The organism is Nocardia terrae, from assembly GCF_009760405.1.
GTDB classification, from domain to species: Bacteria; Actinomycetota; Actinomycetes; order Mycobacteriales; family Mycobacteriaceae; genus Nocardia; species Nocardia terrae.
Genome location: NZ_WRPP01000006.1, coordinates 79821 through 102212, shown reverse-complemented (window position 1 = coordinate 102212; position 22392 = coordinate 79821). Strand labels below are relative to the sequence as shown.

The window sequence follows — 22392 nt, the reverse complement described above, 5'->3', positions numbered from 1 at the left end:
CTCGTCACGGGCGCTCAGCGCGGGGACCGGAGTGGGGCGGTCTCAGCCGGGCAGTCCGAGAATCGTCAACAACTGGCCCGGGTAGGCCGCGCCGTCCAGCCGTCCGGTCTGGGCGTAAATCCGGCGGCGCAGTCCGGTGACCGGGTTGCGCAGGTGCAGGGTCCATACGTGGGGCGCGAACTCCACGCCGCCCTCCGACCACGCCTGCCGGAATTTCGGGAATTCCCCGAGATCACGAATGAGATCGGCGAATCCGTCGACATTGCCCGACCGGCCGATCAATCCGCGCATCCAGCGCGCGACCCGGCGGGCGTCGTTCTCCCAGTTCACCATGACGCGGGTCGCCAGCTCGTTGCCGAAGAACCAGTGCAGCATATTGCCGTCGGCCGCCAGGCCCGGGAAAGCGTCGTTCCAACTGTCATTGCTGGCCAGCATATTGGCTTGAATGTCGAGCAGCGCGGCCATATTCGGGCTGTGCAGCTCCAGGGTCCGGGTCATCTCCGGGGTGATGGCGGCCCGCAGTTCGTCCACGCTGGGCAGCTCGCCGCCGCCCAGACCGGCTAGGTCGGCGAGCTGGCGGCGGTCCTCGGTGGGGAGGGGGTCCAGCCGGTCCAGGTATCGGGTGAGCGCCTCGACCACTTCGCGGGTCGGGTTGCCGCGGTCACCCTTCTCCAAATGCGTTATGTAACTTGCGCTTACACCGGCATTGAATGCCAGCCGTTCGCGGGAAACGCCGCGATTGTCTCGTAGCCGGCGGAGGAGGTTGCCGAAGGTGGGTGCTTCGAGATCCCGCAAATCCTGTCCGCGTACCGCTCTCGCGCCCACCTGGTTCCCTTCTTCTCGGAATCCCGGCAGTTCCGAACACCTCCCCGTGGAGGCACTACCGCGATCTCCTTTGGAACGGATACTTACACAGATTTCGATACGAGCAGTTCAGCCGGACAAATCCAATCAGTATCACCGGATACTCCTATTGGTATAAGTCCGGTGCGTCGGCGGCCATGGCCACGCGAGGATGCTCGCCAACTTACCCTCTTGCGCCGGGTGCCAGAGAAGCAGGCGGTGCGTTGATTTCCCGCGTCGTGCGTGCACCGGATCTGGGCGGGACGGCATCGAGAAGGTGATGCGTACAATTCTCGGGTGAGGCTTGAAAACCGCTGTGACCGTTTATGATTCGCAACATCCCGTTCGAGGTCGAGCGGACGATTCCGAGCTCGGCTCATCCTGCCTCGCGCGAAAGAAGAAGAGATAAGAGAAGAAGAGATAAAAGATGCCTGGAGGAGGGAGAGGGGATGGCTGGGTTGGGAGCCCGAGCTCGGTTCCAGCCTCCTCGAGGCTCGAACCGTGTTGGCCTCCCGGTGTGAAGAGAAAAGAGATTCTCTGTGTAGTTGTCAGTGAACGTGATCCGTGCAGTCCGTGGGCTGGGATCGAAGGCTGACGGCACCCGACTCGGCGTCAGCCCAACTCCGGTAGGGCAGGCGAGGCGACCACACTTCCGGTACATCCGAGCGTCGAGCAAAACCGTTCTGGTTCATTCACTCGGGAAGTCTTTCCCCGGGTTACCTGGCCTCGAGTCGATGAATCACATGTTTTACGCCGCGCGAGAAAACTCTTCGCGTGACCGCGCCTCGAGGGTGGAGGCGACCCGCTCCCCAACGTGATGGTTCTCGTTGATCTGGGGAGTCTGGGTGGGGTCGATCGATTTCGGGGCGATCCACCCGACCCGCCCGGCGTGGGCCGAGTCTTTGCCGAGCATGACGGTCTTCCACCCGGTTTCGCTGTCGTTGACCATCGCGTGGTGGTGATCGCAGACCAGAGCGAGGTTGTTCAGGTCGGTGGGTCCGCCCTTGGCCCAATCGATCACATGATGCGCCGCGCACATGCTCACAGGCATGTCACAGCCGGGGTGGGTGCAACCCCGATCCCGCGCGATCAACCCGAGACGTTGGCCGGAGGAGGCCAGACGCTTGCCCCGAGCCAGGTAGACCGGGACGCCGTGCTCGTCGAGGACGGCGAGGACCGGACGAGTGCCGGTGGCCATCTTCAACGCCGAGTCGATCGGCACCTGCACCCCCGAAGCGGTGGTCGCCATGCCGGTGCCGCGTTCGACATCGGTGAGGTTCATGACGAACACCGTCTGCACCGCCATCCCGCGATGCTTACCCAGCTTGCTCATATCGACGCCGGGTTGCAGCATCGCGATGAACGCATCATGCGTGCGCTGGGCCGCGTCACGGCGATCACGGCGCGCGGCAGCGTCCAGGAGTGTGGAGTCGATGACGGCATTGCTTGCGGTGCTGGGGCTTTCGGCGTCCTCGGGGTTGCACATGCCGGGGCGGGCGTATTTGGCCAGGAACGGATCCAGCAAGGCGCGCAGCTCCGGGGTGAGGTAGCCCTCGATCCAGGTCATGCCGTCGATGCCGGGACGCCCGACGGTGATGCCGCGCTTGCGCTGGCGGTCGGCGGTGTTGAACACCGTCCCATCCGGATCGACGCGGGCCATGATCTCGCGCCCGATCTTCGGCAGATCATCGGGAAGCAAACCCGCACAGGACTTCTCCACCAGCAGTTCCTCGGTGCGGGCGCGTTCTTCGGCGGGCAGGTCGGACGGGAGATGGGTCATGATCTTGACGATGTTGCGGGCATGATCCCGCGAAACCTCGCCCGCCGCAGCAGCTTCCGCCAGCACCGGCAAGGCGGCCGGGGTCAACTGCCCGTTCAACCCACGGAACTCTCCGCATTCGCGGGCGAGCTTGACCCGCACCGACGCATCCGCCGCCGACAACCCGAGGGTTTGACGCAGGAACGGAATCAGTTTCCCTGCGCCGCTGGTTTCGGGCAGGCACCGTTCGGAGGCTTCCAGGATCAGTTTCGGATCCAACGCGGCGAGTTGACGTTTGCAGGTTTCGAGCTGCTGCATGAACTCCACGACCTCACCGTCGGAGAACGGTGCCAGGTCCCCGTGTCCGATCGTGTCGCACAGGTGATGGACGGCGGTCACCAGGTCGGTGAGACCGCTGCTGTCGAGTGTTACCCCCTTCGAACCCATGTACCAATTCTACGCCCATCGCGATCGCCACAGAACCCGAAATGTCCAGTTGCACTTGATATTTCGAAACTTCGGACTCAGGATTTCAAGGTCAGCGAGTCGATGATCTTGGTGATTCGACGAGTGCGGGTCTCAGGCTTCTTGGCCTCGGTGACAGCGGTGACATGCTCGCGGCGCGTGCTGTAGGACAGCGCCTCGAATGCCCCGCCGACGCCGGCGGCGTCCAGGGCGGCTGACAGGTCGTCGGGGATCGTGATCGTCCGTTCGGCGGTGTCGCGTTCGACGGTCACGGTGACGTGGTCGCCCGGCCCCTTGCCGAGTTCGGTGCGGATGGCTTTCAGTAGTCCGAGGCAAGGTCCCGCGCCCATATTGGCGATGGATCCTCGGTAGGGAATGCCGTCGAAGGTGGCGTCGACGGGGATGCGGCCACCGCCGCCGAGGGCTTCGACGATCTCGGGCGGTACGGGGATGAATGCCCCGCCGCCGTTGGCGGCTTCGATGACGCCTTCGAATCGCTGCATGGGAGCACCGTATCGCCGTTCGGAAGTGCGGCATAGCGACAATCCAGCAATCCGAACATGTGTTAACAAATATTAAGTAACCGAGAACCGACCGTTTCGGAAGCTTCACCGACACTGGCCGAAAACCCACTTTGGGGAACACGTTTCACCGACCATACCCGGGTTTCCCCAGGTCGCGCTGTATACGTGTGACCTCGGCCGCTACCTCGTAGTGACCAGAACATTTCTTGGATCTCACAGCTCACAATCACTGTCCGCGTGATGTGAGAGAAATGTTTTGATGCCCTCCCCGACGTCCCTACAGTCGAGCCAACAGCCCGGTATTCCAGCTCGAAGGGGGCGTAATGCCTATCTCGCAGAACGGACAGTCGTCCGCTGATGCTCTGCTTCGACTGGGGAAGTATTTCAACCGCGGTGAAGTGTCCGGAGACCTGCGCACCCTGCACAAAGTGGGCGGGCGGGAGGCCGACGAGTTCTATCGGGAGCGATGGTCGCACGACAAGGTGGTGCGCTCCACCCACGGCGTGAACTGCACCGGATCCTGCTCATGGAAGATCTATGTCTCCGACGGCGTGATCACCTGGGAGTCCCAGCAGACCGACTACCCCAGCGTCGGCGCCGACAAGCCCGAGTACGAACCCCGCGGCTGCCCGCGTGGCGCCTCGTTCTCCTGGTACACCTACTCCCCCGCGCGCATCCGTTACCCGTACGTGCGCGGCACTCTGCTCGAGCTCTACCGCGAGGCCAAGACCCGGCTCAAGGATCCGGTGCTGGCCTGGGAATCCATCGTCGAGGACCCCGCGAAGGCCGAGTCCTACAAGTCCGCGCGCGGCAAGGGCGGGTTCGTTCGCGCCGAATGGTGGGAATCCGCCGAAATCGCCGCCGCCGCACACGTTTACACCATCAAGAAGTACGGGCCGGACCGCGTCGCGGGGTTCTCGCCGATCCCGGCCATGTCGATGGTCTCGCATGCGACCGGCGCTCGGTTCATCTCGCTGATCGGCGGCTCGATGCTGTCGTTCTACGACTGGTACGCCGACCTCCCGGTCGCCTCCCCGCAGGTCTTCGGTGACCAGACCGACGTCCCGGAATCCGCCGACTGGTTCGACGCGGGATACCTGATCATGTGGGGCTCCAATGTCCCGGTCACTCGAACTCCGGACGCGCACTACATGACCGAGGCCCGCTACCGGGGCCAGAAGGTCGTGGTCGTGTCCCCGGACTACGCCGACAACACCAAGTTCGCCGACGAGTGGGTTCCGGCCCGGCCGGGCACCGATGCCGCGCTGGCCATGGCCATGGGTCATGTCGTGCTGCGAGAGTTCTTCGTGGAGAAGCGGACTCCGCACTTCGACGACTACGTCAAGCGCTACACCGACCTGCCCTACCTCATCACCCTCGAGGACAGGGACGGGGTGGCCGTCCCGGGCAAGTTCCTCACCGCGGCCGATCTCGGCCACACCGGCGAGGGTGCGCAGCACCAGACCGTGCTGCTGGACGCGGACGGTATTCCGCAGGTGCCCAACGGTTCTCTCGGCCACCGGTTCACCGAGGCCGGTGAGGGCCGCTGGAATCTGGAACTGGGGGACATCGATCCCCTCCTGAGTTTGCACGGTCGCACCGATGACGCTGCGGCCGTGCAGTTCCCGCGCTTCGACGGGCACCACCAGGGTGGGTCAGGGGCCGGCAGCGCAGCCGTTCTCACCAGGGGTGTGCCGACCACCGTCATTGCGGGACGACGGGTGACGACGGTGTTCGATCTGCTGCTGGCCCAGTACGGTGTGGCCCGTCCCGGCCTGCCCGGCAGCTGGCCGACGGGCTACGACGATGCGAGCGAGCCGTACACGCCCGCGTGGCAGGAATCGATCACCGGCGTCCCCGCCCAACAGGCCGAACGCATCGGCCGCGAATTCGCCGACAATGCCGAACGTTCCAAGGGCCGCTCGATGATCCTGATGGGCGCGGGCACCAACCACTGGTTCCACTCCGACCAGATCTACCGTTCCTTCTTCACCCTCACCCTGCTCACCGGCTGCCAGGGTGTGAACGGCGGCGGCTGGGCGCATTACGTGGGACAAGAGAAGTGCCGTCCCGTAACAGGCTGGGCCACCCTGGCTTTCGCCTCGGACTGGCAGCGGCCACCCCGGCAGATGCAGGGCACCGTGTTCTGGTACCTGGCCAACGACCAGTGGCGCTACGACCCGTTCACCTCGGAATCGTTCGCCTCGCCGCTGGGCAACGGCAGTTTCGCGGGGCGCACGGCGGCCGACAACATCGCTCTCGCTTCGCGTTTGGGCTGGATGCCGTCCTACCCGACGCTCAACCGCAACCCGCTCGATCTCGTCGACGAGGCCGAGCAGGCCGGTAAGTCCCCCGCGGAATACGTTGTGGACGGCCTGAAGTCGGGGGATCTGCGCTTCGCCTGCGAGGACCCGGACGCGCCCGAGAACTTCCCGCGCGTGCTCACCGTGTGGCGGGCCAACCTGCTCGGCTCCTCCGGCAAGGGCAACGAGTACTTCCACAAGCACCTGCTGGGCGCGGACTCCAATCTGCAGACCGCCGAGGCCACCGGGGTGCGCCCGCAGGAACTGGAATGGCGCGACGAAGCCGCCACCGGCAAGCTGGATCTGCTGCTGTCGCTGGACTTCCGCATGACCTCCACGACCCTGTTCTCCGACATCGTGTTCCCGGCCGCCACCTGGTACGAGAAGCACGACCTGTCCTCCACCGACATGCACCCGTTCGTGCACGCCTTCTCCCCGGCCATCTCCCCGCCGTGGGAGGCCAAGACCGACTTCGAGGCGTTCCACCGCATCGCGCGCGGATTCTCCTGGCTGGCCGAGAAGCACCTGGGCGTGCGCAAGGACCTGGTCGCCATGCCGCTGCAGCACGACTCCGCCGACGCCATGGCGCAGGCCGGCGGGCGGGTGCTGGACTGGAAGAAGGGTGAGTGCGAGCCGATTCCGGGTGTCACCATGCCGAAACTCGTTGTGGTCGAGCGCGACTACCCGAGTGTCGCGGAGAAGATGGCCGCGCTCGGGCCGCTGGTCGAGACGCTGGGACTCACCACCAAGGGCGTCACCACGCTGCCCGACGAAGAGGTAGATTACCTGCGCGGCGTCAACGGCACCGTGGTTTCCGGTGTCGCGCAAGGCCGTCCGTCCCTGGCCAAGGACACCCACGCGGCCGAGGCGATTCTGGCACTGTCCGGCACCACCAACGGCCGGCTCGCGGTGGAAGGGTTCCATGCGCTGGAACGGCGCACCGGAACCGAGCTGGCCGACCTGGCCGCCGAACACGAGGGCAAGCGAATCACCTTCGCCGACACCCAGGCCCGGCCCGTTCCGGTGATCACCTCACCGGAATGGTCCGGCAGCGAGACCGGTGGCCGCCGATACTCGCCGTTCACCATCAACGTGGAACGCAAGAAGCCCTGGCACACGCTGACCGGACGGCAGCACTTCTACCTCGATCACGACTGGATGATCGAGCTCGGCGAGCAGCTGCCGATCTACCGTCCGCCGCTGGACATGTCGGCCCTGTTCGCCGAACCCGGTATCGGCAATGTCGACGGCAACGGGGTGACCGTGCGGTATCTGACCCCGCACTCGAAGTGGTCGATCCACTCCGCCTACCAGGACAACCTGCACATGCTCACGCTGTCGCGAGGCGGCCAGGCGATCTGGATGTCGGACAAGGACGCCGCGAAAATCGGTGTCGCCGACAATGATTGGATCGAGGCGATCAACCGCAACGGCATCGTCGTGGCCCGCGCGATCGTGTCGCACCGCATGCCCGAGGGCACGGTGTTCATGTACCACGCCCAGGACCGCGCCGTGAACGTCCCGCGCATCGAGGGCACGGCGGATACCGAGCAGGGCAAGGGAAAGCGCGGCGGCATCCACAATGCGCTGACCCGGATCATGATCAAGCCCTCGCATCTCATCGGCGGCTACGCGCAGCAGTCGTTCGCCCTGAATTACCACGGCCCCACCGGAAATCAGCGTGATGAGGTCACGACCATTCGCAAGCGCTCGCAGGAAGTTGAGTACTGATCATGCGTGTTATGGCGCAAATGGCCATGGTCATGAACCTGGACAAGTGCATCGGCTGCCACACCTGCAGCGTCACCTGTAAGCAGGCCTGGACCAACCGCTCGGGCACCGAGTACGTGTGGTTCAACAATGTGGAAACCCGTCCGGGACAGGGTTATCCGCGCCGCTACGAGGACCAGGAGAAGTGGAAGGGCGGGTGGACCCTCGACAAGAAGGGCCGGCTCACCCTCAAGTCCGGGTCGCGGATGAAGCGGCTGCTCAACATCTTCGCCAACCCGGACCTGCCCACCGTGTCGGACTACTACGACCCGTGGAGCTACGACTACGACACTCTGCTGTCCGCCCCGCAGATGGACACCACGCCGGTGGCCAGGCCCAAATCGCTGATCACCGGTGAGGACACCAAGGTCACCTGGGGCGCGAACTGGGACGACTCGCTGGGCTCGGGTCCCGAGCAGGTCGGCAAGGACCCGTTGCTGGCCAAGCTCTCCGAGCAGGTCAAGCTCGAGTTCGAAGAAACCTTCATGTTCTACCTGCCGCGCATCTGCGAGCACTGCCTCAACCCGTCCTGCGCGGCCTCCTGTCCGTCGGGCGCGATCTACAAGCGCGCCGAGGACGGCATCGTGCTGGTCGATCAGGACAAGTGCCGCGGCTGGCGGCAGTGTGTGACCGGCTGCCCGTACAAGAAGATCTACTTCAACCACAAGACGGGCAAGGCGGAGAAATGCACCTTCTGCTACCCGCGCGTGGAGGTCGGCATCCCGACGGTCTGCTCGGAGACCTGTGTCGGGCGACTGCGCTACATCGGCGTCATGCTCTACGACGCCGACAAGGTCCTCGAAGCCGCCTCGGTCACCGATGACAAGGACCTCTACCCGGCGCAGCTGGGCGTGTTCCTCAACCCGCACGACCCTCGCGTCATCGCCGAGGCCGAGCGGGCCGGTATCTCCCCGGAATGGATTGCGGCCGCCCAGGATTCGCCCGTCTACAAGCTGATCGTGGACTACCAGATCGCGCTGCCGCTGCATCCGGAATACCGGACCATGCCGATGGTCTGGTACGTGCCGCCGCTGTCGCCGGTCGTGGACACCCTCACCCAGACCGGGCACGACGGGGAGAACCACGACAACCTCTTCGGCGCGATCGACGCCCTGCGAATTCCGTTGGAGTACTTGGCCGAACTGTTCACCGCCGGTGAGATCGGCCCCGTACGAGCGTCCTTGCAGCGGCTGGCGGGCATGCGCTCGTTCATGCGCTCGATCAATCTGGGCCAGGAACCCGACCTGTCCATCCCGGACGCGGTCGGCCTCGAGCCCGAGGAGATCGAGGCCATGTACCGGCTGCTCGCCATCGCCAAGTACGAGCACCGCTACGTGATCCCCTCCGGCGCGACTTCCAAGGCGCACGAACTGGATTCGCTGGCCACCGGATGCTCCCTGGACACCGACGGCGGCCCGGGCATGACGGCCTTCGACTACATGGCCGAGAAGTTCCACCTCACCGACACCAACGGTGCCGCCGCGCCGGAGGGGAAATCCCACCGGATCAACCTGTTGAACTGGGACGGCAAGAGCACCGCGGGACTGGTGCCCACTTCCGCCAACGGCAACGGGGCCGCTGGTAATGGCAACGGAGCCAATGGGAATGGGCACCATCTCCCGGAGACCGCGGCCGAGGCCGTCGAGTCGGAGCCCACCGGAGCGACGCGATGAACCTGCTGAGACTGCGACGGCGTTCCGAACCCGCCGCCACCACACCCGAACACCATCACATGTGGCGGCTCGGCGCGCTTGCCCTCGACTACCCGAACGCACGGACCGCCGCCCGCTCGGCCGAACTCGACGCCACCGCACCGGAATCCACCGGAGCGCCGCGATGAGCCTGCTGAAACTGCGTCGCCGGCCCGAACCCGCCGTCGCCATGAGCGACCGCGAGCGCCGCCTGGTGTGGCGGCTGGGCGCGCTGCTGCTCGACTATCCGAGCGAGCAGACCCTGGCCATGCTCGACGATCTCGACGCCGCCGTGGCCGAACTGCCCGACGCGGTCCGGCCGCTGCTGGCCGGGTTCCTCACCCACCTGCGCACCACCGACCCGATCACGCTGGCCCAGAACTACGTCGAGACCTTCGACATGCGCCGCCGGGCCAGCCTGCACCTGACCTTCTACGCCTACGGCGACACCCGCAAGCGCGGCATGGCCCTGCTGCGGTTCAAGCACGCCTACCGGCACGCGGGTGTCGAACTCGGCGACGAGGAACTGCCCGACCATCTGCCCGTGCTGCTCGAATTCGCCGCCACCGTCGACCCTGTCGGCGGCGAACGGCTGCTGGGCGAACACGTCCCGGTGCTGGAACTGCTGCGGTTGTCGCTTTCCGACAGCGGATCTCCCTACACCGGGGTGCTGGCGTCGGTGGTGGCGACCCTGCCACCGGTCACCACCGCCGACCGCCGGCGCATCGCCGAACTCGCCGCCGAAGGTCCGCCCGGCGAAGAGGTCGGCCTCGACCCCTTCGCCATGGACCCGATCGCCTTCACCGGACAGGAGGCCCGCCGATGAGCTCGACGCTCTGGCTGATGCTCCCCTACATCGCCTTCACCTCGTTCGTGCTGGGGCACCTGTGGCGCTACCGCACCGACCAATTCGGCTGGACCACACGGTCTTCGCAGATCTACGAGTCGCGGCTGCTGAAGCTGGGCAGCCCGCTGTTCCACTTCGGCATGCTCGGCGTGATCGGCGGGCATGTGCTCGGCGTGCTGATTCCGCAGTCGTGGACCGAGGCCGTCGGCGTCTCCGAGGAGACCTATCACGTGGTGGCGGTCTCCGCGGGATCGGTGGCGGGACTCGCGGTCATCGCCGGCATCGGCATTCTGATCTACCGCCGCATCAAGTTCACCGCCGTGCGCCAGGCCACCACCGCCAACGACAAGGCGATGTACGTCCTGCTGGCCGCGGCCCTGATCACCGGCCTGCTCAACACCTGGGGCAGCAACCTGCTGTGGGGCACCTACAACTACCGCGACACCGTCTCCCCGTGGTTCCGCAGCCTGTTCACCCTGCACCCCCACCCCGACCTCATGGTCGGCACCCCCTGGACCTTCCAGGTGCACGGCCTGATCGTGTTGGCGCTCATCGCCTTCTGGCCCTACACCCGCCTGGTCCACATGTTCTCCGCCCCCGTCGGCTACCTGGTCCGCCCCTACGTCGTCTACCGCGCCAAACCCACCAAGTCCGCCGACAAGACCCGCTACGCCCGCGCCTGGGAAACCCCGGCGATCCCCCGTCGCTGAGTCACCGGGCGCTCATCGAAATCCCGATGGCACTCGGCTTCGGCCGATGTTAAGGTTTCGCGCGGCCTGATCGACCGGTTGGGCTCGAATTGTCTTCGGGGGACTCCATGTTCAATTGGTATGTCGGTCTGCTCGCGCTCAGCGGGGTGATCATGCTCGTGCTGGCAGCGCTTCGCCAGGGGCAGAACGACTGGTCGCGGGCGCTCAATGCCATCTTCGGCGTCGGCTTTCTCGGCTACGCCTTCTACCTCGCCTTCCTTTTCGACGGCGGGTCGTATTTCATCTTCTTCCAGGCCTTCATCCTGCCGGTCATGATGATCGTCAATTTCTTCCGCAATCGCACGCCCAAACCCAAACTGACCGAAACCCAGAAGGCCTGGCGCGCATATCAGCAATCCACCGGGCACGAATAGCATGTTTTGGAAAAGGCGAGAGCCCGAATGGGTGACGCCGCCGACCACGCCCTGCCCCGACTGCGGCGGGCAGCGGGTGCCGGCGGAAAGCGCGGTCGAGATGTTTCTGATCTCACGAAGGGGCGGGCGGAAGCTGACTGATCTGCTCGCCCTGGTCTGTCTCGACTGCGGGCGTGTCCATCTCTATGCCGAGCGCCTCGACAAGGTGCGTGCCGACACGTAGTCGAGGACATGCCGGGTGTAGATCGAGGGTTGTTCGTCCGCGCAGCGGCGGAGGTTGTCGATCGCCTCGTCGAACTGGGCGCTCGGGCCGTGCTGGGCCAGCAGGACCGCGATGGCCTCCCAGGCGCCGGTGTGCGGGTTCGGTTGCGCGAGTAGCTCTCCCAGGTAGCGGCCCGGTTCCGCCATGCGTAGGGCCCGGCGGGCGAGGGCGTGGACGCGGCGGGGCAGCTCGGCGCGGATCGCGGTGACGTCGGCTGTCATCACGTGGCCGGGCAGGTACGGGTCCAGGCGCACGGACCACAGTTCGGCCCGCTCGTCGGGCAGGCCGTCGTCGGTGAGCAGGCCGGGACCGCTCGCGGCCTCGAGCGCGGTGGGCGACAGGCCCAGCCGCTCGTTGCGCCAGTTGCAGAACTCCCACCAGGCCGTCGGCGTGGCCCAGGAGCCCAGCCCGAAGCGCAGCACTTGCTGCCCGCCGGTGAAGGACCGGAAGGTCCGGGTGCGCGCCACCGCCGCCACACCGTCGGGGGTGACCCGCACCCAGGTCGGATCGCCGCCCTCAAACCCGTACGGCTCCAGCAGCTTTCCCGTGTCACGCATCAAGCGGCGCAGCGCCGATTCCGGTTTGACCATCCCCGCAGATTAGCGGCGGGAGGCGACAGGATGCCGGACCTCGCCATCGGCCCAGCATGCGGCGCGCCGTCCGGAGACACGCCGCATGCCGGACCGAATTGTCAGTGTCCGGACCAGATGTCGTTCACCGTGGCCGCGTAGCGGTCGTTGTTGGTCAGCGGCTGCAGGCCCAGGGCGGTGTCGATGGTGCGGAGCAGGCCGTACTGGTCGGTGCGCTGCGAGCTGGTGAAGCCGGCCTTCACCGTGTTCTGCGAGCCGATCATGATGGTCGGCACCCGGTTCGGGAACAGCGGGCCGAACGCCTTGGTGGCGCCCTCGTCGAAGGTCAGCAGCAACAGGGAGCGCTGCTGCTTCCACGCCGGGGAGTTGAAGATGGCGGGCAGGGTGCCGCTGAGCCAGCTGTCACCCGAGGCGACGCCGCAGCCTTCCATGTTGTGGCATTCGTTGGCAGCGAACCACACGAAGTTCGGGGTGGTGGCGGCCGACTTCAGGTCCTCGGTCATCTGGGTGAGCGGCTGCAGGTGCGCCGCGCAGTAGGCCGGATCCGACTTCATGTTCTTGAAGTACAGGAACGGCAGATCGTCCTGGTAGTACTGGCCGTGCGCGGTCTGATCGCAGTTGCCGTTGGCGTCCTCGGCGTAGCCCTTCCAGGTCTTGTGCGCGGCGTCGACGCTGTTGCCGATGTGGTTGGCGGCGAGGGTCGTGGTGGTCACGCTGTTGTCGACCAGCCCGTACAGACCGCCCGCCGCCAGCGCGACGTAGTTCGGGTCGCTCGGGTGGGTCGTGGCGTAGGACTGGCTCAGCGTCGCGCCCTGCGGCCGCAGGCCATTGATGTAGGGGGCCAGCGGATTACCGATGATGCCGGACAGGCCGTCGTAGTCCTGGTTCTCCAGGTAGACCATGAAGACGTGGTCGTAACCCGGCACGGTGGTGGCGGGCGCGGTCAGCTTGGGCGCGGGCAGCGACGCGCCGATGGTGAACGACAGGTCGTCGGCGTAGCCGTCATTGGTGTCGCCGTCGGTCCAGGTGAAGTTCAGCTGGATCTTCACCGCGCGGGTGCCCTTGGGCAGGGTGCCCTTCGTATCGCGCTGCAGCAGGGCGGTTTTGAGGCCGCGGTCGATGCTGCTGACGTCGTCACACTCGGCCGAGCCGAGCTGGGCGCCCGACGCGTTGAGGAAGGTCGCGGTCATATTGACCCGGTCGTCCTGCGCGCCGTAGCCGCCCAGCCAGCCGTCGAGGTCGAAGCTCACGCCGCCCTGGTCGATGGCCGAGCCCGCGGCCGAGACATTGACGGTCTGATCCATCTCGGCATTGCCGGTGCCGCCGCCCGCGAAGAACTTCGCGCCCCGGTTGGCCGGGCCCGGCGAGGAGGCGTCGGGCCAGCCGGACTGCCCGTAGCACACCGCATTCGGTTCACCCTTGCCGATGTTCCAGCCCGGCAGCGTCATGCCGTCCAGGCCCTTCGGCGAGCACTGCGCCACCGCCTCGGCATCGCCGTCGACGATGAGGTTCGGGCTCATCACCGCGGCGTGCGCGGCCGTCGGCGCGACCGCCGAGCCTCCGAGTGCGACCAGCGCAGCCGCGGCCGCGATAACGAGGGATTTGCCACCGAGGTGACGAACGCCGTTGTGGCGCATACATGTTCCTTTTGCGGGTCGTTACAAATGCGCCCCGAATGAAACCTGCGACAGGTGTCGAATCGCCGGTCCGCCCATGGCCGGACGGTGAACACCGACCGCCTATTGGACACTCGACCACAACGCGAGAGACCTTGCGTGCCAATCGATATCGGCTATGACCGAGCAACATCGAGCAGCCGGGGAACACCGCGGGCGACCCCGGCGTCGAACTGATGAATTCCGCGTCCATCGAAGGTTGGTCCCGGATCGATCGATAGGCCCTACGGCACGGCCGCTCGAATCCGCAGAATTCCAGCAATGCAGACCCTCAACACCGTGGCCGACCGGCGCGCTTGGATCGGGCTGGGCGTACTGGCCGCAGGACTGTCGATGATCGTCGTGGACGGCACCATCGTCGGCGTCGCGCTGCCGGTGATCGTCACCGATCTCGGCCTCGACCTGACCGACGCGCAATGGGTGAACAGTTCCTACTCCGTGGTTTTCGCGGCCCTGCTGCTGACCGCGGGACGGCTCGGCGACCGGCTCGGCCGCCGCCGGATATTCCTGGCCGGTATATCGGTGTTCCTGGCGGGCAGTGTTTTCGCCGCCCTGGCCGGGAGCTCGGGAGCGCTGATCCTGGCGCGCGTGGTGCAGGGCGTCGGCGGCGCGTTCGTATTGCCGGCGACCCTGTCCAGCGTGAACGCCACCTTCCGGGGCCGGGATCGCATCGTCGCCTTCGCGGTGTGGGGCGCGGTCATCTCCGGTATGGCCGCGGTGGGACCGCTGCTGGGCGGCAGCCTGACGACCTATGCCGATTGGCGTTGGATCTTCCTGGTCAATATCCCGATCGGCATCGCGGTCGCGGCGGGGGCGCTGCTGGTGGTGCGGGAGACCCGCGCCGAGATCACCGAGCCCGGCCTCGACGTCGACGGATTACTGCTCAGCGTCGTCGGATTCGGCGGGGTGATCTTCGCGCTGATCGAGGGGCAGCGCCTGGGCTGGTGGCGGCCGCTGACCGAGTTCCGGCTGTTCGGCTTCGAATGGCCGCGGCACGCGCCGATCTCGATCGTTCCGGTCACGGGGCTGATCGGCATCGCCGCGCTGGCGCTGTTCCTGCGATGGGAACGGCACCGCGCCCGCCGGGGCCGATCCGCCATCCTGGACCTGGGCCTGTTCTCCCTGCCCACCTTCGGCTGGGGCAATCTGACCGCCCTGACGGTGGCGATCGGCGAGTTCGGGCTGCTGCTCGTGCTGCCGCTGTTCCTGGTCAACGCGCTCGGCCTGTCGACCATGGGCGCCGGCCTGGTGCTGGCCGCAATGGCATTGGGCGCCTTCGGATCCGGCGCCGCCGCCCGGCATATCGCGGCGGTGCTGGGCGCACCCGGAACGGTGATCGCCGGACTGACGCTCGAGGTGACCGGCGTGTCGGCGGTGGCGCTGTGCCTGTCCGCGACGGTCTCACCGTGGCTGCTCGCGGCGCTGCTGGCCTGGTACGGGGCCGGATTGGGGCTGGCCTCGGCACAATTGGCGGGCACCGTGCTGGTGGACGTCCCACCGGAGAAGTCGGGACAGGGCTCCGCCACGCAGAGCACCGTGCGGCAGCTCGGCGCGGCCCTCGGCGCCGCCGTTCTCGGCGCGGTGCTGTCCCTCGGTCTGGCACACGACCTGGGCGAGCGGCTGGATGCGGTCGGGCATCTGCCGGTGACCGCCGAGCAGGGGTTGGTCACCGCGACCAGAGATTCTGCCGGAGGCGCGATCTCGGGGCTGCGGGCCCAAGGCCCGAACGGCCGGTTCGGGCCGGCCGGGCCGCGGATCACGACCGCGCTGTCCGAGGGATTCGCCGACGCCACCCGAACCGCGCTGTTCACCGCCGCCGGGTTCCTCACCCTCGGTCTGATCAGCTCGATCGTGCTGCGTGCCCGTTCATCCGATCGAGACGGCTAGGAGCGGGGCGAGGCGGCGGCCTTGGGCTTGGCGCGGGCGAAGTTGCGCATGATCGGCAGATCCACCCAGTGGTAGAGCACCGCGGCCAGCGCCGTCGAGACCACCAGGCACAGCAGCGCGAAGCCCGCCCAGCCCAGGATGCCGAACTCCTTGCCGCCGATCAGGTATCGCGTCACCAGCACCATCACCGGGAACTGGATCAGATAGAAAGCGAAGGACACATTGCCCAGCCACACCATGCGCGGATGGGAGTTGATGCCGCGGATACCGGCCAGATCCCGGGCCGCCATGGTCGCCACGACCGCGGTCATCGGCGGCAGCAGCAGCACCGACATCTTGTAGTTCACCGGCACCACCCAGGTCGCCGCGTAGGCGACGGTCAGAGCCAGCAGCGGCCACGCCATATTCGTGTTGCGCCAACGCCCTTCGATCACCATGCGGGCGGCCAGCACACCCAGGAAGAACTCGGGCAGCCGCGAGAGCGGGAAGGTGTAGCTGAGCCAATACGACGGCGACACCGGGATATTCGGCTGCTGGAACCATGCCGGGGAGGCGTGCAGCTCGTAGTGCGGCGAGACGTTGCCCGGAACCAGGCGGGGCGCGAAGGCGTTCGCGATGCCCTTGGGACCGTCCACCCACAGGAAGTACGAGGTGTGCAGCGCGACGATGCCCAGCATCAGCAGGCCCATGGCCAGCAGCAGGCGGCGCGTCGGGATGCGCATGACCAACGGCAGCAACAGCGGGAAGCTGCCGTAGAACAGCACTTCCGCGGCCAGCGACCAGGAGGGCACGTTCAACCCGCCGACCGTGGTCCACTTCGGCACCCAGGTGTGCACCAGGAAGAGGTTCGGCACCCACACCACCGCGCGATGCAGCGGCACGCTCGCCGCGGCGATGAACGCGAACGCCGCCAGCAGATGCGTCGGATAGATCTTGAGCACCCGCCGCCGGTAGAAGGCGCGCTTGGTCGTGCCCGGCTTGAACGACCAGTAGATGATGAAGCCGGACAGCACGAAGAAGAACGTCACGCCCGCCGCGCCCAGCTGCATCGGCACCCACTCGTGGATGTGGCGGAACAGCTCCGACTTCTGGAACGGGTAGACCGGCAGGAATACCAAGGCGTGCAGCACGAATACCGCGAACGCCGCCCACCAGCGGGCGCCGGTCAGCGAGGGCAGCGCGCCCCGGCGTACCGGCGCGGGGGCGAGCGCGGGTTCGGGGAGGACGGCGGTGACGGGTTCCGCCAGGATGGCCGCGATCGGTTCGGCGGTGCGCACCGGCGGGGTGGGCTCGATCAGCTGGGTCATCGGACGTACCTCTCGTACAGTGCGTTTGCCACCACGGCGTCGCCCTGGGGGCTGGGATGGAAGGGCAGGCCGTCGAGTTTGGTCTTCGGATCGAAGATGCCGTTGATCCATTGCTCGGGCGTGCAGAGTCCGTGCCCGGCGGTGAGCGCGCGGGCATCGAGGTAGTCGAGGCCGAGTCGGGCGGCGGCCTCGCGCTCGGCGGTGTCCATCCGGTTGAAGTACTCGACGACGGTGCGGCCCTTGGGCTGTGGCAGCGGCAGGCTCAGGATGTCGAAGCAGATGGATTCCTGGTCGGGCCGGAACATCTCCGGGTAGCCGACGATGACGATGTGCGCGGCGGGTGCGTAGTACCGGATGTAGGTGATGACCTTGCTGATCCGGGTGGCGTACGCCTCGCCGGTGATGGCCTGCGGGTCGATCATGCGGCCGTCCGCCACCGCGTCGGGTCCGCACCCGCCCGCGATGTCGTAGAAGCACTTCTCCGTGGAGCTCCACGGAGACAGGTCCGACCCACTCCAGTGTTCGTTGAAGCCGAATTGCAGGGTCACCAGTTTGGTCTTGGGCCCGAACGCGCCCTGTTTGGCCGCATTGGCGGCCTGGACTGTCAGGGTGTAGCCCCCGCCGCCTTCGATCGTCGCGCCCGCGCACGACTGGTTCGACACCTGATCGGTGTCGTGCGGCAGGCCCGTCAGCGCGGTCAGCTGGACCGGCCATGCGGTGTCGCCGCGGTCGCAGTGGTTCGTGTCGGCGAACGGACTGCCGTTCGCCGTGAACGAATCACCCAGAATGACAATCTCTTTGCCGTCCGGTGCCGTGGTATTGCCGGCGGCGGCCGTCGAATCGGCGTGTGCGCCCGCGGTTCCGGTCATGGCCGCTGCGATGGCCACGACCGCGGCGCACAGCGAAGCCGATGCGCCTGGAATACGGAACTTCATGGAGTCCTCGAATCGCAAAGTGAACTATAGATCTTTCAGTTGTTTGCGCGGGGTGGACAGAGACGAGGTGGACGCGAGATCCCTACCGCGGGATCAGTGTCCGTAGCGGTCGTACACCGCGTTCGCGACGACGGTGTCGCCCTGGGCCGACGGATGGAAGGGCAGACCGTCGATGCCGGTACGAGGGTCGGCGACCCCGTTCAACCACGGCTGCGACGAGCAGAGGCCGTGGCCGGCGGTCAGGGCGCGGGTATCGAAGAAGTCGATGCCCAGCAGTTGCGCGGCTTCCCGTTGCGCCTGGTCGATCCGGTCGAGGTACTCCACCACCGCCCGCCCACGCGGATTGATGAACGGCACGACCCCGCCGATACTGAGGCAGATCGTGCTGCTGCCGGGAGCGAAAAGCTCCTGGTACCCGACCAATACGATGCGCGCGTTCGGCGCGTAGTACTTGATGTAGGTGACCGCGTTGCTCATGCGCTTGGCCATCAGCGCGCCGGAGACACCGTTGTAGTCGGTCATCCGGCCCTGCCCGACCGAGTCCTCGTCACAACCCAGCTCGAGGTTGAACACGCAGGGCTTCAACGAGTTCCACAGGTTCTGATCGGAGGAGCCCCACTTGTCGTTCATGCCGAACTGCAGCGTCACCAGCTTGGTGTCCGGCCCGAAGGCGCCCTCCTTGTCCGCACGCTGCGCCTCCTGACCCAGCGTCCACCCGGGACCGCTGTCGATCGAGGCACCCGGGCACGACGGGTCGGACACATTGTCGGTCCCGTACACGCCCATCAGTTTGGCCAGCTGCACCGGCCAGGCCGTGCGCCCGTGCAGGTTGCAGTCGTCGTGGCCGGTGAAGTGGTCCCACTCGTTCGCGGAGAACGAGTCACCCAGCACCACAAGCTCTTTCCCCGCGGGGGCCGGATCGGCCCCCGCACCGCCCACGGCCGTCAACGAGGCCGCGAGCGCGACGACGGTGGCACACACCCACCGCCCACCATTGCCGAGCACCTGACTGTCCAGTCCGCTCAGTAGCCGGCGCGGGGTTCGAATCCGGGCGCGTCCAGGGTGGGCGGCGCCTGCTTGGGCGCCTCCTGGGTCTGCGGCGCGGGCTTCGGCGCGGCGGGCTGGGGAGCGACCTGGGCCGGTTCGGGTGCGACCGGCTGCGGAGCGGGCGCCTCCGTGGTGGCGGGCTGCTGAACGGGCGCCTCGGTGGTGGGCGCGGGTGCGACGGTGGTCGGCGCGGGTGCGGCCGTGGAGCTCGCGACCGCCGGAGTCACGACCGCGCTGGTGGTGCCCGACGACCCATCCGAGGATGATTTGTCGCTGCCGCACCCGGTAACCCCCGCGAGTAGCAATGCCCCGCCGATCACAGCCGCCGCGGCGCGCGCAGCGAAAACCCCCGGTGTAGCAGACTTCATGAGCACCTCGAATCTAGAACTGAAGTGTGATCTGTTCACTTCAGCGGGCAGTGTATTCAACCCACGGACCCCCACGAACCCGATTCGGGAAAACTGCCCCGATTTCTCCGGGCACGAAATGAATCATTCCTGCTCAGCCGCCATTTCAGCGGTACAACAAGTTCTAGATGAGCGCCCGCACACCCCGGTCGGCCGACCGCGATTCCACAGTGTGGGCAGGTGTTTGACCAGTTGGCTCGGGGTTTCGTACCTTTATGCGATCGGCGATTCGTGGAATCCGGTGAGAGTCCGGGACGGTCGCGCCACTGTGAGCACTCCCCGCGAGTGCGAGTCAGACCCGGGACGCCGAGAAGTTGTATCGGCCGAGGGGCGCGCAATCCCCTCTCACCCTAGGAGTTCCCGTGGCGACGTCCTACGCTCCCCGTTCCGGCATCACGACCGGTGCGCTCGCCCTTCCCACCACGGCCATGTGGCTGATCGGGACCACCGTGCTGGCGCTGCTGGCCATCTACTTCATCGGTTTCGACCAGGGTGCGGTGTCGATCTTCGGCAGCGACATGCACGTGCACGAATTCGTCCACGACGGACGGCATCTCCTCGGTTTCCCCTGCCACTAGCCACGGGAATCGAGTCGCCACAATGGAAAAGCGGATCATCGGCCGAGGCGTCCTGCTGGGCGCGCTCGGTGGATTGCTCGCGTTCGCCTTCGCCCGGATCGCGTCCGAGCCCGTCATCAACCGGGCCATCGACTACGAACACGGCCGCGACGACGCGCAGATGGCGCTGGACAAGGCCGCGGGCAAGCCGATGGACATGGAGATGGGCTCGGAGCTGTTCACCCGCGGCCAGCAGCAGAACATCGGCCTCGGGTTCGGCGTGATCGTGCTCGGCATGGCCATGGGCGCGCTGTTCGCGGTCGTGTACTACCTGGCGCTGCGCCGGGCCGGACGGATCACCGCGCGGAATCTGGCGCTGCTGGTGTCGGGTGGCATGTTCCTGGCGCTGTACGCGGTGCCGTTCCTGAAGTACCCGGCCAACCCGCCGGGATCCTCGGACGCGGACACCATCAAGGAACGCACCGGCATGTTCGCGATCATGATCGCGGTCAGCGTGCTCGCGCTGCTCGCGGCCGTCTGGCTCGGCCGCAGACTGGCCGCGCGACTGGGCAACTGGACCGCCGGTATCGCCGCGGCCACGGCGTGCACGGTGGTCATCGCGGTGGCCATGCTCGCGCTGCCGAGCTACTCCGCCGAAACGCCGGAGGCCCTGAGGAATCCGGCGGGTGCCATCGTCTACCCCGGATTCCCGGCCGCCGACCTGTACAGCTTCCGCCTGTACTCCTTCGCCGCCCAACTGATCCTCTGGGTCGTGATCGGCGTCGGCTTCGCCTGGCTGGCTCCCCGCCTGCTCGGCGAACGAGACTCTGCCCCAGCCCCTTCGGCGGCATGAGCGCAGTCACCCGCCTCACCCTGATCACGCACGCGATCACCGACGCCGTCCAGGCCGCCCGCTTCCCCGCCGACGAACCGCTCAACCCGCTGGGTGAGCGGTCCGTGGCGACGGTGGGCGGCCTGCCCGGCCCGGAGCCGGACCGTGTCCTGTGCGCACCCGAGATCCGCACCGCGCAGACCGCGAAAGCACTGGGCCTCAACGGCGCTCCCGAGCCCGCCCTGCGCGATCTGGACTACGGCGACTGGTCGGGCAAGGCCATGGACGACCTGTCCCCCGAACACCTGATGGGCTGGCTCACCGACCCGTCGCACCGCTCCCACCGCGGCGAGTCCCTCATCGACCTGATCGCCCGCGTCCGCGCCTGGCTGGAAAGCCTGACCGGATCCGGTGACCGCATCACCGCGATCACCCACCCGGGCGCGGTCCGCGCGGCCGTCCTCATCACCCTGAACGCTCCCCCGGAATCGTTCTGGCGCATCGACATCCCGCCGCTCACCGCGACCACCCTCCACCACCGGGCCCCGGCCTGGACCCTGCGCACCACCGCGCACGATCTCTCACTCTGAACCCCAGAGATTCCAGCTCGCCGAGGCGGCCCGGCGACGCGCCAGTATTTCCCAATTGCGGCACGAGTTTCGCGAAACAGCGCTTCGCTTCACAGCGTTTGTCAGACGACTCGTGCATTCGAGCCCGCGCCTCGCCACTTCCGAATCCTGGACCGGATAGTCTGGAGCCTCGTGCGAAATTGGTTGAGCCACACGTCTTCGCGATCGGATCGGCGGTGCCGGAGTCATCGCAAGCCGAAGCTCCCCGCCACCGGATTGATCGAACCACCGTGGTCTGCGTGGAACAATACGTGCGAGACCGCTCTTGCAATTCGCCAGAAACTGACGTGCGAGCGCCGGTCGGCGATGATAATCTCCACCCCCATGGGTGGAGTAGGAGATTCGGGGGGTCTGTTCGTCGTCCCGGAGGATGTGCAGGCGTTCGGCAAGTACGCATTGGATGTAGCCGACACCATGCGTGCGGCTCTGAAATTGGTTGAACAGGAAGTAGACTCGCTTACAACCGCTGGGTGGACCGGTGAGGCCGCGAAGTTCTTCAGCAAGGGTTGGGGCGAATGCTCCGACGGCGGGCACACGACGATCGATGCACTGACGACCTTGGCGGGCAAACTCGGCGTTACCGCCGAGACGTACACCAGTCACGACCTGCTGTCCGCGGACGGATTCACCAGCTTGGACCGCAGTTGACCTCCGAATTCAGCGTGAACCTCGAACAACTCGATCAGGTCGTATCCCAGCTCGGCAAGTTGGCGGACTTTCTGCGGAACCATCTGGATGAACTCGACCAGAAGGCCGAATCCCTGACCGGCGGCAGTTGGGAGTCGGCTGCGGCGTCCGCATACACCGAAGCGCACAATCAATGGTCCACCAGCGCAAAGGAGTTCGCTGACGGAGTTGCCGACACGAGCGAGGCAGCACGGCTGGCCCATAGCAGCTACACCACCGTGATCAGCCTCAACAGCATCTCCAAGAGCTGA

The 22392-nt window shown here is 66.6% G+C and carries 21 protein-coding genes; 12 read left to right on the top strand and 9 right to left on the bottom strand.

What is annotated here, in order from left to right; genetic code table 11:
* Positions 1-42: 42 nt before the first annotated feature.
* From GPX89_RS28315 to GPX89_RS28305, 3 genes are all read right to left on the bottom strand, one after another.
* Positions 43-825: an MmyB family transcriptional regulator gene (locus GPX89_RS28315; protein ID WP_328602401.1), complete on the bottom strand. Its 783-nt coding sequence runs from the start codon at positions 823-825 to the stop codon at positions 43-45.
* Positions 826-1591: 766 nt separating this feature from the next.
* Positions 1592-3049 carry an HNH endonuclease signature motif containing protein gene (locus GPX89_RS28310; RefSeq protein WP_157390768.1) on the bottom strand — a complete coding sequence of 486 codons (1458 nt, stop codon included), beginning with the start codon at positions 3047-3049 and terminating at the stop codon, positions 1592-1594.
* A 77-nt stretch (positions 3050-3126) separates the two neighbouring features.
* Positions 3127-3570 (bottom strand): YdeI/OmpD-associated family protein, encoded by a 444-nt coding sequence (locus GPX89_RS28305; RefSeq protein ID WP_157390767.1) that lies wholly within the window; start codon positions 3568-3570, stop codon positions 3127-3129.
* Between the two features lie 344 nt (positions 3571-3914).
* On the opposite strand from GPX89_RS28305, the gene GPX89_RS28300 reads away from it, so the two are divergent.
* From GPX89_RS28300 to GPX89_RS28275, 6 genes are all read left to right on the top strand, one after another.
* A complete protein-coding gene (locus tag GPX89_RS28300) occupies positions 3915-7625 on the top strand; it encodes a nitrate reductase subunit alpha (RefSeq protein ID WP_157390766.1) in 3711 nt (1236 codons plus the stop codon).
* Positions 7626-7636: 11 nt separating this feature from the next.
* Positions 7637-9337 (top strand): nitrate reductase subunit beta, encoded by a 1701-nt coding sequence (narH, locus tag GPX89_RS28295; RefSeq protein WP_157391187.1) that lies wholly within the window; start codon positions 7637-7639, stop codon positions 9335-9337.
* Positions 9334-9504 (top strand): hypothetical protein, encoded by a 171-nt coding sequence (locus GPX89_RS28290; RefSeq protein ID WP_157390765.1) that lies wholly within the window; start codon positions 9334-9336, stop codon positions 9502-9504. Before narH ends, GPX89_RS28290 begins: the two co-directional genes overlap by 4 nt.
* Positions 9501-10181 carry a nitrate reductase molybdenum cofactor assembly chaperone gene (gene narJ, locus GPX89_RS28285; protein WP_157390764.1) on the top strand — a complete coding sequence of 227 codons (681 nt, stop codon included), beginning with the start codon at positions 9501-9503 and terminating at the stop codon, positions 10179-10181. The genes GPX89_RS28290 and narJ overlap by 4 nt, the downstream gene beginning before the upstream one ends.
* Positions 10178-10912, top strand: a complete 735-nt coding sequence (gene narI, locus GPX89_RS28280) for a respiratory nitrate reductase subunit gamma (RefSeq protein ID WP_157390763.1) — start codon at positions 10178-10180, stop codon at positions 10910-10912. The genes narJ and narI overlap by 4 nt, the downstream gene beginning before the upstream one ends.
* A 107-nt stretch (positions 10913-11019) precedes the next feature.
* On the top strand, positions 11020-11325 hold the full coding sequence (locus GPX89_RS28275; RefSeq protein ID WP_157390762.1) for a hypothetical protein: 306 nt from the start codon (positions 11020-11022) through the stop codon (positions 11323-11325).
* A gap of 183 nt (positions 11326-11508) precedes the next feature.
* On the opposite strand, the gene GPX89_RS28270 is transcribed toward GPX89_RS28275, so the two are convergent.
* Positions 11509-12177, bottom strand: a complete 669-nt coding sequence (locus GPX89_RS28270) for a hypothetical protein (RefSeq protein WP_157390761.1) — start codon at positions 12175-12177, stop codon at positions 11509-11511.
* Between the two features lie 101 nt (positions 12178-12278).
* Positions 12279-13814, bottom strand: a complete 1536-nt coding sequence (locus tag GPX89_RS28265) for an alkaline phosphatase family protein (protein ID WP_157390760.1) — start codon at positions 13812-13814, stop codon at positions 12279-12281.
* 300 nt (positions 13815-14114) lie between these two features.
* On the opposite strand from GPX89_RS28265, the gene GPX89_RS28260 reads away from it, so the two are divergent.
* A complete protein-coding gene (locus GPX89_RS28260) occupies positions 14115-15740 on the top strand; it encodes an MFS transporter (protein ID WP_157390759.1) in 1626 nt (541 codons plus the stop codon).
* Here GPX89_RS28260 and GPX89_RS28255 read toward each other — a convergent pair.
* The 4 genes from GPX89_RS28255 to GPX89_RS45570 form a co-directional block, all read right to left on the bottom strand.
* Positions 15737-17047, bottom strand: coding sequence for an acyltransferase family protein (locus GPX89_RS28255; RefSeq protein ID WP_157390758.1), 1311 nt, complete (start codon positions 17045-17047; stop codon positions 15737-15739). The genes GPX89_RS28260 and GPX89_RS28255 overlap by 4 nt on opposite strands.
* Positions 17044-17982, bottom strand: a complete 939-nt coding sequence (locus GPX89_RS28250) for an SGNH/GDSL hydrolase family protein (RefSeq protein ID WP_157390757.1) — start codon at positions 17980-17982, stop codon at positions 17044-17046. Before GPX89_RS28250 ends, GPX89_RS28255 begins: the two co-directional genes overlap by 4 nt.
* A gap of 93 nt (positions 17983-18075) precedes the next feature.
* Positions 18076-18963 carry an SGNH/GDSL hydrolase family protein gene (locus GPX89_RS28245; protein ID WP_157390756.1) on the bottom strand — a complete coding sequence of 296 codons (888 nt, stop codon included), beginning with the start codon at positions 18961-18963 and terminating at the stop codon, positions 18076-18078.
* A 41-nt stretch (positions 18964-19004) separates the two neighbouring features.
* Positions 19005-19397 carry a hypothetical protein gene (locus GPX89_RS45570; RefSeq protein ID WP_157390755.1) on the bottom strand — a complete coding sequence of 131 codons (393 nt, stop codon included), beginning with the start codon at positions 19395-19397 and terminating at the stop codon, positions 19005-19007.
* Between the two features lie 431 nt (positions 19398-19828).
* On the opposite strand from GPX89_RS45570, the gene GPX89_RS28235 reads away from it, so the two are divergent.
* From GPX89_RS28235 to GPX89_RS28215, 5 genes are all read left to right on the top strand, one after another.
* A complete protein-coding gene (locus GPX89_RS28235) occupies positions 19829-20014 on the top strand; it encodes a CbtB domain-containing protein (RefSeq protein WP_407939504.1) in 186 nt (61 codons plus the stop codon).
* 22 nt (positions 20015-20036) lie between these two features.
* The gene (locus GPX89_RS28230; RefSeq protein ID WP_157390754.1) at positions 20037-20846 is read left to right on the top strand and encodes a CbtA family protein; all 810 of its coding nucleotides are present in this window, start codon (positions 20037-20039) and stop codon (positions 20844-20846) included.
* The gene (locus tag GPX89_RS28225) at positions 20843-21415 is read left to right on the top strand and encodes a histidine phosphatase family protein (protein ID WP_157390753.1); all 573 of its coding nucleotides are present in this window, start codon (positions 20843-20845) and stop codon (positions 21413-21415) included. The genes GPX89_RS28230 and GPX89_RS28225 overlap by 4 nt, the downstream gene beginning before the upstream one ends.
* Before the next feature lie 363 nt (positions 21416-21778).
* Positions 21779-22102, top strand: a complete 324-nt coding sequence (locus GPX89_RS28220) for a WXG100 family type VII secretion target (protein WP_157390752.1) — start codon at positions 21779-21781, stop codon at positions 22100-22102.
* Positions 22099-22392 carry a WXG100 family type VII secretion target gene (locus GPX89_RS28215; protein ID WP_157390751.1) on the top strand — a complete coding sequence of 98 codons (294 nt, stop codon included), beginning with the start codon at positions 22099-22101 and terminating at the stop codon, positions 22390-22392. The genes GPX89_RS28220 and GPX89_RS28215 overlap by 4 nt, the downstream gene beginning before the upstream one ends.

Excerpts from the sequence above, each read along its gene's own strand:
- GPX89_RS28310 (WP_157390768.1), bottom strand. The coding sequence starts at position 3,049 with ATGGGTTCGAAGGGGGTAACACTCGACAGCAGCGGTCTCACCGACCTG.
- GPX89_RS28305 (WP_157390767.1), bottom strand. The coding sequence starts at position 3,570 with ATGCAGCGATTCGAAGGCGTCATCGAAGCCGCCAACGGCGGCGGGGCA.
- GPX89_RS28300 (WP_157390766.1), top strand. The coding sequence starts at position 3,915 with ATGCCTATCTCGCAGAACGGACAGTCGTCCGCTGATGCTCTGCTTCGA.
- narH (WP_157391187.1), top strand. The coding sequence starts at position 7,637 with ATGGCGCAAATGGCCATGGTCATGAACCTGGACAAGTGCATCGGCTGC.
- GPX89_RS28290 (WP_157390765.1), top strand. The coding sequence starts at position 9,334 with ATGAACCTGCTGAGACTGCGACGGCGTTCCGAACCCGCCGCCACCACA.
- narJ (WP_157390764.1), top strand. The coding sequence starts at position 9,501 with ATGAGCCTGCTGAAACTGCGTCGCCGGCCCGAACCCGCCGTCGCCATG.
- narI (WP_157390763.1), top strand. The coding sequence starts at position 10,178 with ATGAGCTCGACGCTCTGGCTGATGCTCCCCTACATCGCCTTCACCTCG.
- GPX89_RS28275 (WP_157390762.1), top strand. The coding sequence starts at position 11,020 with ATGTTCAATTGGTATGTCGGTCTGCTCGCGCTCAGCGGGGTGATCATG.
- GPX89_RS28270 (WP_157390761.1), bottom strand. The coding sequence starts at position 12,177 with ATGGTCAAACCGGAATCGGCGCTGCGCCGCTTGATGCGTGACACGGGA.
- GPX89_RS28265 (WP_157390760.1), bottom strand. The coding sequence starts at position 13,814 with ATGCGCCACAACGGCGTTCGTCACCTCGGTGGCAAATCCCTCGTTATC.
- GPX89_RS28260 (WP_157390759.1), top strand. The coding sequence starts at position 14,115 with ATGCAGACCCTCAACACCGTGGCCGACCGGCGCGCTTGGATCGGGCTG.
- GPX89_RS28255 (WP_157390758.1), bottom strand. The coding sequence starts at position 17,047 with ATGACCCAGCTGATCGAGCCCACCCCGCCGGTGCGCACCGCCGAACCG.
- GPX89_RS28250 (WP_157390757.1), bottom strand. The coding sequence starts at position 17,982 with ATGAAGTTCCGTATTCCAGGCGCATCGGCTTCGCTGTGCGCCGCGGTC.
- GPX89_RS45570 (WP_157390755.1), bottom strand. The coding sequence starts at position 19,397 with ATGAAGTCTGCTACACCGGGGGTTTTCGCTGCGCGCGCCGCGGCGGCT.
- GPX89_RS28230 (WP_157390754.1), top strand. The coding sequence starts at position 20,037 with ATGGAAAAGCGGATCATCGGCCGAGGCGTCCTGCTGGGCGCGCTCGGT.
- GPX89_RS28225 (WP_157390753.1), top strand. The coding sequence starts at position 20,843 with ATGAGCGCAGTCACCCGCCTCACCCTGATCACGCACGCGATCACCGAC.
- GPX89_RS28220 (WP_157390752.1), top strand. The coding sequence starts at position 21,779 with ATGGGTGGAGTAGGAGATTCGGGGGGTCTGTTCGTCGTCCCGGAGGAT.